This is a genomic window from Streptomyces sp. NPDC005799, assembly GCF_040630525.1.
Taxonomy (GTDB): Bacteria; Actinomycetota; Actinomycetes; order Streptomycetales; family Streptomycetaceae; genus Streptomyces; species Streptomyces griseorubiginosus_B.
Genome location: NZ_JBEXXQ010000113.1, coordinates 1 through 9265, shown reverse-complemented (window position 1 = coordinate 9265; position 9265 = coordinate 1). Strand labels below are relative to the sequence as shown.

Genomic DNA, 9265 nt, shown 5'->3' with positions numbered 1-9265 from the left:
CGCGGCAGCCGTTCATGCCCGAGGCGATCTCGGATCCGATCCGCACGACCTTCTGCCCGGCCTTTGCCGCCCATGCCGACAGGCGAGCGGTCTGCCGCTCCAGGTCCGGCTTGTGATCGTGCGAGGAGACGCGGGCATACAGACCTACACCGCCGGTCACGGAGAGTGAAGTGTTCGCATCGACGTTCACCAGGATCGTGCGCGGTCCCACGCATTCCGCAGGTACCGCCAATGTGCCCTCACGGAACCAGCGATACGCGGTACGCGGGGCGATCCCCTGCGCGCGTGCCCATTCCGTCAGGTTCATACGCAAGACCGTACAACACCCATGACATCTAAAAGACACTCATAGACACTTATATGAGAGCAGTCTATGACCCCTGACACGGGCAGCGAACGAGCGAATCCGGCACGAGCAGGGCATCGTCTCGCGGCGATCAGGATGAGCTACGCGCCGCCCCATCAAGCCCTTCGGCGTCGGCATGCTGCTCGTGGTCATTGTGGACGAGCCGATGGTGCGCATCCTGCCGGGAAGGGCCGTCACGACACTGCCGACAGGACGGCGCCGGGCCCGCTGGCACGCTTCTCCGCGACTGGTTCGGCACCAAGGCGACTGACATGCCGGCCGACGGCACCGCCGACAAGCCGGTACCCGTCGCTGCGGGCCGAACCCTGCGCATGGGGTGCCGATGACCCGTCGACACCCGCCCGGAACTCACTCGGCCGGCTGCTCCCCCCGCCCGCACGTCCGGCGATCGTGGCGACGATGGTTCGCGTCCTCCTGGGCCAGGCGCCGCAGCAGCCTGACGACCGGCTCGAACAGCACACTGAGGACCACCGCCCGCTCTGCGAGGGCGATCTGGTCCTCGACCCCTTCGAGCTGAGCGAAATCCAGGTCCGCGGTCGAGGTGGCGAGCCGTGCGTAGGGGATGAGGTCATCGGCCGTGTAGTCCGTGCCGAGACGGCTCAGCGCCGCGAGACTTTCGGCGAGTGCCGGACGATGCGGTGACGCGTCGGAGATCCGCCAGCCCATGTTGTCGATGAGAGCCTCGACCCGCGCGACGGCTCCACCTGCCTCCGGCTCGTCGGCGGCACCCCCGTGATCCTCGCCGTCCCTCCCGCTCGTCTCCGCGGAAGGGACGGGCAGGGCGTGGTGGATCACCGCCAGGGTCGCGAACGCGTCCAACGGCTGCTCGACGGCCTCGAGCACCTCCCGGGCGCGGGCGACGGACAGCCCGCCGAGCTGGATGAGAGAACGGATCAGACGCAGCCGCTGGATGTGTTCCTCGTCGTACTCGACCGTGGTCGGGTTCAGCGCCCGCCCCTCGGGGAGCAGCCCCTCCCGTCGGTAGTACTTGATGGTCGCCACCGGCACCCCGGACCGACGGCTGAGCTCTGAAATCCTCATGCGCTCCCTCACGCTCAACTGTCCCACCAGTATCGCGCTTACCGGGGGTTGCACCTCCGATCTCGATAGTGCAACTATCAGGCACTCGATAGCGGAGCTACCGAGCAGTTCTCCGGTGTGCCCTCTTGTGCACAGCCGGCCTCGAGTCACCTCGCACACCTCGACAACGAAGGACCACGCATGTCCCAGCGAATAGGCAGGACCCACTGGAAGCGCTTCGCCATCGGTGCGGTCCCGACGGTGGCCGCCACGGCGGCTGTCGCCGTTTCCATGGCCCAGGGCGCGCTGGCCGCTTCGTTCAGCATCTCCGGTTCCGACTTCAAGGTCTCGGCCGGGAAGCTGAGCGGCACGGGATTCGCCAACTACGCCACGGTGGACGTCGCCAAGAACGGCAAGCACGTGCCGGTCTCCGTGTCGTCCATCGAGAACGCGACGATCGTCGACATGTGCCAGTCCGTGCCGGTGGACATCCCCGTGCTCGGGACCTACACGATGTCACTCAACGCCGGTGGATCGGGTACACCGGTCAAGGCCAAGGACCTGTACATCGACATGACCGACCTCCAGGCCAAGAAGGGCACCTTCCGCAACGTCGACATCGGCGTCGCGGCCGGCGCGATGACCAAGGGTCAAGTCAACCCGAAGGATCACGTGGATCCCAACGGTTACGCCCAGCAGGCGGATTCGGTCGAGATCCTCGATGCCCACCAGACGGTCTGGGCCAGTTCCGCGGGCACGTTCGAACTGTCGGGCCTGCACATGAACATCGCGGCCGGCCACCACGACTGCTTCTGACACATGCCCCCACCCTCCCCACCCGCTGACGATCCGGGAACCTCCACATGACGAGTGTCGGCGCACCCGCGCACCCCCACAGTGACAACGGCTTCGCCCGCGCTCGCCGGGCCTTCCGGGCCTGGCGGCGCACCCGCCCCTTCTGGGCGGGCCTGCTGGTACTCCTGGCCGCCGCACCGATCATCTACTTCCCGTACTTCAACCTCTCCTTGGGCGCCCTGTCCGTGGCGATGTCCACCACCGCAGGCGCGGGGTCCCTGGTCATCGGCCTCACACTGATCGTCCTCGGCGGACTTCTGTGGTTCCAGCCCATCATCAGGTTCTTCGCCGGATGCGTGGCAGTCTTCCTCGGTGTGGTGTCGCTCCCCATCTCCAACTTCGGCGGATTCTTCATCGGCACACTGTTCGCGGCCACGGGTGGACTCCTGGCCCTGGCGTGGGGCCCGGTGAACACGACCGACGACACCGAGGAGCCGCCGGGGAGGGCTGGGGAATGACCGATCAGTCGCCCGATCTCTGCGGCGAGGCCGTAGAACCCCACTATGGCCGCCCGACGAGAGGCCGCCACACCATCCCCCGAACGTCCACGCTGACCCGACTGCGCCTGCCACTCGGGAAGGCTCTCGCACTCACCGCGCTGCCGACGGTTCTTGTCCTGGCCAGTCAGCGTCCGCCCGCGGTCGACACGAGCGCCACCGCGGCTCATTCCGCTCCCGAAGAGGAGCCCGGCAGCGGTGCCGACTGCGCCCGCCCCGATGACACGGCGACCCCGGCCGCGGCCCCCCTTTCCTCCGCGGCTCGCAGCACGCCCACTGCCCCCACGAACGGCGCACGGGTCCAACCGTCGGAGCATGCGGCTGACGAGGAAACAAGCCTCGCGCCGGCTCCGACTGCCTCACCGAGCCCGACCGCTGCCGCCACCACCGGTCTTGCGGACATCCTCGGTTCCCTCCTCCACGGCGACACCGAGCAGCAGAGCACGATGCCCGACACGAGTCCCGCACCGAGCCTGGCCGCTCCGACGCCGACACCGACGGCCACGAATCCTTCCGACGCGCGGCCGGCCGCACCTCACCCGTCAGCCACCCCTGGCCACAGGACCACTGAGTCGTCGTCCCGACCGGCACCCATCACGAGAGCCTCCCGCACCTGTGGCATCAGCGATCTAAATGCCCCCGAGGACACGAGCGCCGGTCGATTCGCCGCGGAGTCCTGGAACATGAAGGGAAGCCGCCTCGAACTGCGCGACGTCGTCTTCGGGGGCGTGGTGACCGTAGACACGGCCGCCGGGCCCAAGCGGGTGCTCAAGTTCTCCGTGGGGGACGTCACGATCCGCGACCTGAAGATGGCTGTGCCCGTCGGCCCGCAGATCCAACACATCGACGGAGCGACCGGATCGACGTCCACGCTGCGAGGCAGCCGCATCACCATGTACGTCGAGAGTCTGACGGGCACCCTCTCCGGTGTCGAAGGCATTCCTCTGCCCCCGGTCCTCCGCCTCCATCTCACGCCCGACACCGTCCCGGAGTGGCTCTACGACACGGTCGGGAAGGCAGGCCTCAGGCTCCGACTCGGCTTGGACGACGCCGACATCGACCAAGCCGGGCAGACGGGAGGAGAGCTCGTCATCCCGGGAATCCACGGGTACGGAACGCCCCAATGAACCAAGGCCCCTGACGGGCTTGCGCCTGGAAACCGGTCGGTTTACTCTTCTGAAAACCGGCCGGTTTCCCGTGTTGTGGAGGCAAGCATGACCGTTTTGAAGGGGCCAACGTCTTCGTCACTGGCGCAGCCGGGGCATCGGCAGGGCCCTGGTGGAGGTGCTGTACGCGCGCGGCGCCGGCAAGGACCGCCGCGCAAGCCCAGGACGTCACGGTACTGATCAACAACGCCGGCGCATCGGTCGGCGCGTGCTTCCTCGACTCCCCCGTCGGCGACATACGCCGCGAGTTCGCGACTGACTTCTACGGCCCGCTGCTCGTCGCCCGGGCCTTCGTACCCATCATCGAGCGCAACGGCGGCGGCCACCTCCTCAACGTGCACTCCGTGCTCTCCTGGATCGCGCTCGGCGGCTCCTACAGCGGCTCCAAGGCCGCCCTGAGGTCGCGGACCAACTCCCTGCGCCTGGAACTTGAGCCGCGCGGCATCACCGTCACCGAACTGCACGTCGGCTACGTCGACACCGATCTGACGACAGGCGTCGATGCCCCATGTGCGACCCCGTGACGTCGCCCAAATCGCCCTCGACGGGGTCGAGACGGGCGCGTACGAGGTGCTCGCCCACGACATCTCCCGCCAGGTCAAAGCAGGCCTCGCCGGCGACCTGACCGGACTGTATCCCCACCTCGCCAAGTAACCCCATTACACTCAAGGAGTCGGCGACATGCCCACCCGCGACCTCCATCCCACCATCCACATCCCCGGAACCACCACCCACACCATCGCCCCCCGTGCAGGACGCGCCAGCCGCGAAGGCACCCTGCGCTACCTCAAAGCCGGCACCGGAACCCCCCTCGTCCTGCTGCACACCGTCCGGACCCAAGCCGAGCACTTCCGCCTTCTCATCCCACTGATCGCGGACCGCTACACCGTGTACGCCCTCGACCTGCCGGGGATGGGCTACTCCGAGATCGTGCCCGGCGCTTCCTATGACGAACCGGCCATGCGCGCGGGCGTCAAGAGACTCCTCACCGAACTCGACCTCCACGACGTGACATTGGTCGGGGAGTCCATGGGAGCGGTGCTCGCCCTGACCACCGCGGCCGACATGCCGGAGCGGGTGAGGCGCGTCGTCTCGGTGAACACGTATGACTTCCGCGGTGGCATCGCACGCTCCAGCCTCCTCGCCCGTGTGGTGGTCAGCGGTGTCCTCGCCCCGGGAGTGGGCCCGGTGATCGCCGGGGTGGAGCCCAAGCCCGCCCTCACCAAGATCCTTCAGGGTGGGCTCGGCGACAAAAGCGCGCTGCGAGAGGACTACCTGGACGAGCTCCTCCAAGTGGGCGGCCGCCCCGGCTACCCGACCGTCGCCCGGGCTGTGTACCAGGCCCTGCCCAGTCTCATCGCGGCCCGCTCGCGCTACCACGACGTCAAGGCCCCCATCCACCTCGTCTACGGCGAGAAGGACTGGTCCCGGCCCTCCGACCGGGAGGCCAACAAGAAGCTGCTGCCCACCGCCGACTTCACGCAGGTCCCCGGGGCCGGCCACTTCATCGCCCTCGAACGACCCGACGTGCTGGCCGACTTGCTGAACGCGGTGGCGTGAGCGCCGGGAGAGTGCCGCACCGCCCCAGCCGGGGGCGGTGCGGAGGGGAGCCGACTCGACGATGACGACCGAAGACCTCCTGGCGTCTGAGGAGCGGGGCATATGGCGCAGATACAGATAGAGGTCGACGTTTCTGGCCAGTTGAGCGATGACACGGTGCTGCGGAGCTGCGTTTCCACCGGTGCGCCGACGGGCTCCTCGGCGGGGGGCGCCGCCAGGTTGATCGGTTTCTCGAGGCCGCGCCCGAGCCCACCCCAGGCCGGACGACGGTGAGGTGGGCCGCTGCTTGGGTAACGCTTCTGCAGGGCCATCTCATGGCGTCCGACCGCAGCTCCTGCAGTTCACACGCTCTGGATCGTATGCCCCTCCTGCGGGGTGGCTGGTCGTGGCAGCGGGATCCTCTGCGCGAGCATGTCGCCTTCGATGTCGAGGTTGGGCAGGAGCCGGTCGAGCCACCTGGGGATCCACCAGGCTTTCTCCCCCGCGAGTGCCATGGTGGCCGGAATGAACGCCATGCGGACCACGAAGGCGTCGATGAGGATGCCCGCGGCCAGCGCCAGCCCGGCCTGCTTGATCATGGGCTGGGGGTTGAAGATGAATCCGGCGAAGACGGAGACCATGATCGTGGCCGCGGCGACGACGACGGCACCGGCGTGAGCGATGCCGGAAACCGTCGACCGGGACGGGTTGACGCCGTGTATGCGGGCCTCGCGTATGGAGGTGACCAGGAACATCTGGTAGTCCATGGCCAGTCCGTAGAGCACGCCGGTGACGATGATGGGCAACAGGCTCACCACGGGAGCCTTGGCGTCAAGTCCGAAGAGGGCCTGCAGCCAGCCCCACTGGAAGACTGCCGTGGTGATACCGAAGGTGGCGGCGATGCTGAGCAGGAAGCCGAGCGTGGCCATGATCGGTACGACGACGGAGCGGAAGACCAGGAGCAGCACGATCAGGGACAGCCCGAGGACCGTGATGACGTAGAGGGGCAGGACGTCGGCGAGGCGGTCGGAGACGTCGATGGCCAGGGCGGTGAAACCGGTGATGCCGATCCGGACCTGGTTCCGGTCTCCGACCTGCGCGCTCTTGTCGCGTATGGCGGTGACGAGGTCCTTGGTGCCGTCGTCGTTCGGGCCGGCGCCGGGCACGAGGCCGAGCACCGCCGTGGTGCCGTTGCTGTTCATCCCGGCCAGAGACACCGACACGACCCCCCTGGTGCTCTTCAGGTCGGAGGCGACGGTGGCGAGAGCGGTAGGGCTGAGAGGCCGGCCGGCGTCGGCGGAGTGGATGACGACCATAAGGGGGCCGTTGTATCCGGGGCCGAAGGTTTCACTGACCACGTCGTAACTCTGCCGTTGTGCAGTGTCGGGGTTGTAACTGGCGCCGGACGGCAGGCCCATCTTCATATCCAGGGCGGGCACGGCGAGAACCAGCGGTATCAGAAACGCCGCCGCGAGAGCGGGGTACTTGTGACGCACCAGGAGTGAGCCCCAGGCGGCGGCCCGCGTGTGCGTGGTGGGGGTGTGCTGCTGTTGCCCACGGCGGGCCCTGTCCGAGCAGATGCGCTCCCCGACCAGGCCGAGCAGTGCCGGCAGCAGGGTCAGGGCCAGCAGGACCGAGACGGCGACGGTGGCCGCGGCCGCGAGTGCCATGGTGGTGAGGAGGGTGATGCCGACGACCAGGAGACCGGCCAGGGCGATGACGACGGTGGCACCGGCGAAGAAGACGGCGCTGCCGGCGGTGCCGGTGGCGCGGCCGGCCGCCTCGTGGGCATCCAGTCCCTGGTGGAGGATCAGGCGTCGTTGCCGGGTGACGATGAACAGGGCGTAGTCGATACCGACGGCGAGCCCAAGCATCAGGGCCAGTACCGCGGTGAGGGAGTGGATCTCGAAGACGCTGGAGAGGGTGAAGGTGCCGCCCACGCCCACGGTGACGCCCATCAGGGCGATGATCAGAGGCAGGCCCGCCGCCACGAGCGACCCCAGGGTGACCAGCAGGACGACGGCGGCCACGACGACCCCGGCCACTTCGCCGACCCCCATGATCTCGGGCAGTTCCATCATCGACGCCGACGGCAGGACATCGAGCTGGGCGCGGTCGGCCTGACGCTGGGCGGCCCGAACGGTGCTCTCGATCGTCCCCGCGGGGAGTTCGTAGGTCTGCTGGTCGAACTGGAACTGCAGCAGGGCGGTTGAGCCGTCGGCCGAGACGATGACGCCCGGCACCGGCCGGCCGTCGTCCTTCAGGGCGACCGGCGGCCGGTCCCCAGCCGGTTGCCCGGCGGCCCGGGCCACCGCCGCCTGAGCCCGCAGCAGTGGGCTCTTCGCCCCCTTGACAAGTTCACGGGCGAGAGCCGCGCGCGGGTCGACGACGTGGTCATGACGGTAGACCGCGTTCACCGCGGCGAGGAGGGCGGCGCGGCTCCGCCCGCCGTCGATCCGTTCGCCAGCACGGACGTGAAAGGCCAGCATGCCCTGTCCGCCGGATGCCTCCGGCAGCGACTTCGCCAGATCGTCGATGACCGCCTGGGCGGGGGTGCCGTCGATACGCACCTCGTTGCTGAGCTTGACCGGATTGATTGCCAGCAGGGTCACGACCGTGGACACGACCGCCAGCCAGCCGGCGATGACGTACCAGGGTCGGCCGTAGGCGAGACGCCCCAGCTGGTACAGCAGCACGGACACGCCGATCTCCTTATCCCGCCGCAAGGCGGCGCCGTCACATCGATAGGAGGCTATCGATTCGGTGGACTACTATCATTTTGGTAGTCGACTATCAAGCGACCTGAGGTCGGATACTCTGCGGTCCAGCACGAAAGGAGCCGTAGATGGCGAACACCCCGTCCCGCCCGGGACGCGCCCGCAGGGTCGACGCCCGGTCGAGCGCGGAGCGCATCGTCGCCGCCGGACGGACGGTGCTCGGCGCGGGCGAAGGCTCACTGGAGCAGATCGCCGCCGAGGCAGGTGTGGGCATCGCCACGCTCTACCGGCACTTCCCCAACCGGGAAGCGATAGTCCGCGCCGTCCTCGACGACCTCCTGGAGACGGACCTCCTGCCGCTGATCACCGACGCCGCGGCCTCCCGCCACCCCCGCAGGTCCCTACTGGACATCGCCACCCGGCTGCTCGAACTGATCACGGAAGAACGGGGGCTGGTCACGTTCGCCGGCAACTTCGCCGACGTCGCCGTCGAAGCCCTTGAACGCCTCAGCGACTCCCTGCGCCCCCTTCTCGAACGCGCCCAGGAGCAGGGCGAGATCCGCGCCGACCTGACCGCGGACGACATTCCGCGGTTCCTGGTCATGGGAGTCGCAGGCCTCGCACTGCCCGGTACCGCCCCCTCCACCCGCGCACGCTTCATCGCCCTGCTCTTCGACGCGCTCAGGCCGGCCAACGCGACGCCACTCCCCCCTCTCCACACGGCGGAAGGCGACCTGCGCACCGCCCTCAGCCACGTCTCACACAGCCGATGACTCCACACGTGTCGGGGACCTGAAGAGAAGTGGCGGATCCGGCACACGTCGGTGAGGGCGGCCGGCGCGACGGACACCCGACCGCGTCGTGTGACGGTAGCCGCGCCCCAGCGACACCTGTACCGGTGCCGGTGCCAATTTGACCGGAGGCTACCTCCGGTTTACTGTGGGAATAATTCGGAGGTAGCCTCCTTTTCGATCGGCCCGCCGGACCGGATCAGCGTAGGAGGATGCATGCACTCCTGACCACCTACCAAGCTCTGCGCTCGATGATGGTGACCGCAGGGAGACAGTGCCTGGCTGCGATCCCGACCGGGCCGGCTTCGCCGTG

8 protein-coding genes and 1 pseudogene are annotated in these 9265 nt (G+C 68.3%); 6 read left to right on the top strand and 3 right to left on the bottom strand.

Annotated elements, in window-relative coordinates; translation table 11 throughout:
- Both ABZ453_RS49255 and ABZ453_RS49250 read right to left on the bottom strand, forming a co-directional pair.
- Positions 1 to 307, bottom strand: a 307-nt coding sequence (locus ABZ453_RS49255) for a recombinase family protein (RefSeq protein ID WP_359026363.1), incomplete at its 3' end; no start/stop codon positions are given.
- A 408-nt stretch (positions 308 to 715) separates the two neighbouring features.
- Positions 716 to 1408: a MerR family transcriptional regulator gene (locus ABZ453_RS49250; protein ID WP_359026361.1), complete on the bottom strand. Its 693-nt coding sequence runs from the start codon at positions 1406 to 1408 to the stop codon at positions 716 to 718.
- A 180-nt stretch (positions 1409 to 1588) separates the two neighbouring features.
- Here ABZ453_RS49250 and ABZ453_RS49245 point away from each other — a divergent pair, with 180 nt between their 5' ends.
- From ABZ453_RS49245 to ABZ453_RS49225, 5 genes and pseudogenes are all read left to right on the top strand, one after another.
- Positions 1589 to 2203 (top strand): DUF6230 family protein, encoded by a 615-nt coding sequence (locus ABZ453_RS49245; RefSeq protein WP_359026359.1) that lies wholly within the window; start codon positions 1589 to 1591, stop codon positions 2201 to 2203.
- A 47-nt stretch (positions 2204 to 2250) separates the two neighbouring features.
- Positions 2251 to 2700: a DUF6114 domain-containing protein gene (locus tag ABZ453_RS49240; protein WP_359026357.1), complete on the top strand. Its 450-nt coding sequence runs from the start codon at positions 2251 to 2253 to the stop codon at positions 2698 to 2700.
- A gap of 722 nt (positions 2701 to 3422) precedes the next feature.
- Positions 3423 to 3866 carry a hypothetical protein gene (locus ABZ453_RS49235; RefSeq protein WP_359026355.1) on the top strand — a complete coding sequence of 148 codons (444 nt, stop codon included), beginning with the start codon at positions 3423 to 3425 and terminating at the stop codon, positions 3864 to 3866.
- A 98-nt stretch (positions 3867 to 3964) separates the two neighbouring features.
- Positions 3965 to 4559: pseudogene (locus ABZ453_RS49230) on the top strand (SDR family NAD(P)-dependent oxidoreductase); the annotation flags it as partial.
- 27 nt (positions 4560 to 4586) lie between these two features.
- Positions 4587 to 5465 (top strand): alpha/beta hydrolase, encoded by an 879-nt coding sequence (locus ABZ453_RS49225; RefSeq protein ID WP_359026353.1) that lies wholly within the window; start codon positions 4587 to 4589, stop codon positions 5463 to 5465.
- Positions 5466 to 5806: 341 nt separating this feature from the next.
- Here the strand turns inward: ABZ453_RS49225 and ABZ453_RS49220 are convergent, their stop codons facing one another.
- Positions 5807 to 8146, bottom strand: a complete 2340-nt coding sequence (locus tag ABZ453_RS49220) for an MMPL family transporter (RefSeq protein WP_359026351.1) — start codon at positions 8144 to 8146, stop codon at positions 5807 to 5809.
- Between the two features lie 143 nt (positions 8147 to 8289).
- Here ABZ453_RS49220 and ABZ453_RS49215 point away from each other — a divergent pair, with 143 nt between their 5' ends.
- Entirely contained in the window at positions 8290 to 8934 is a 645-nt protein-coding gene (locus ABZ453_RS49215) for a helix-turn-helix domain-containing protein (protein ID WP_359026349.1), read from the top strand.
- The last annotated feature ends 331 nt before the right edge of the window (positions 8935 to 9265 follow it).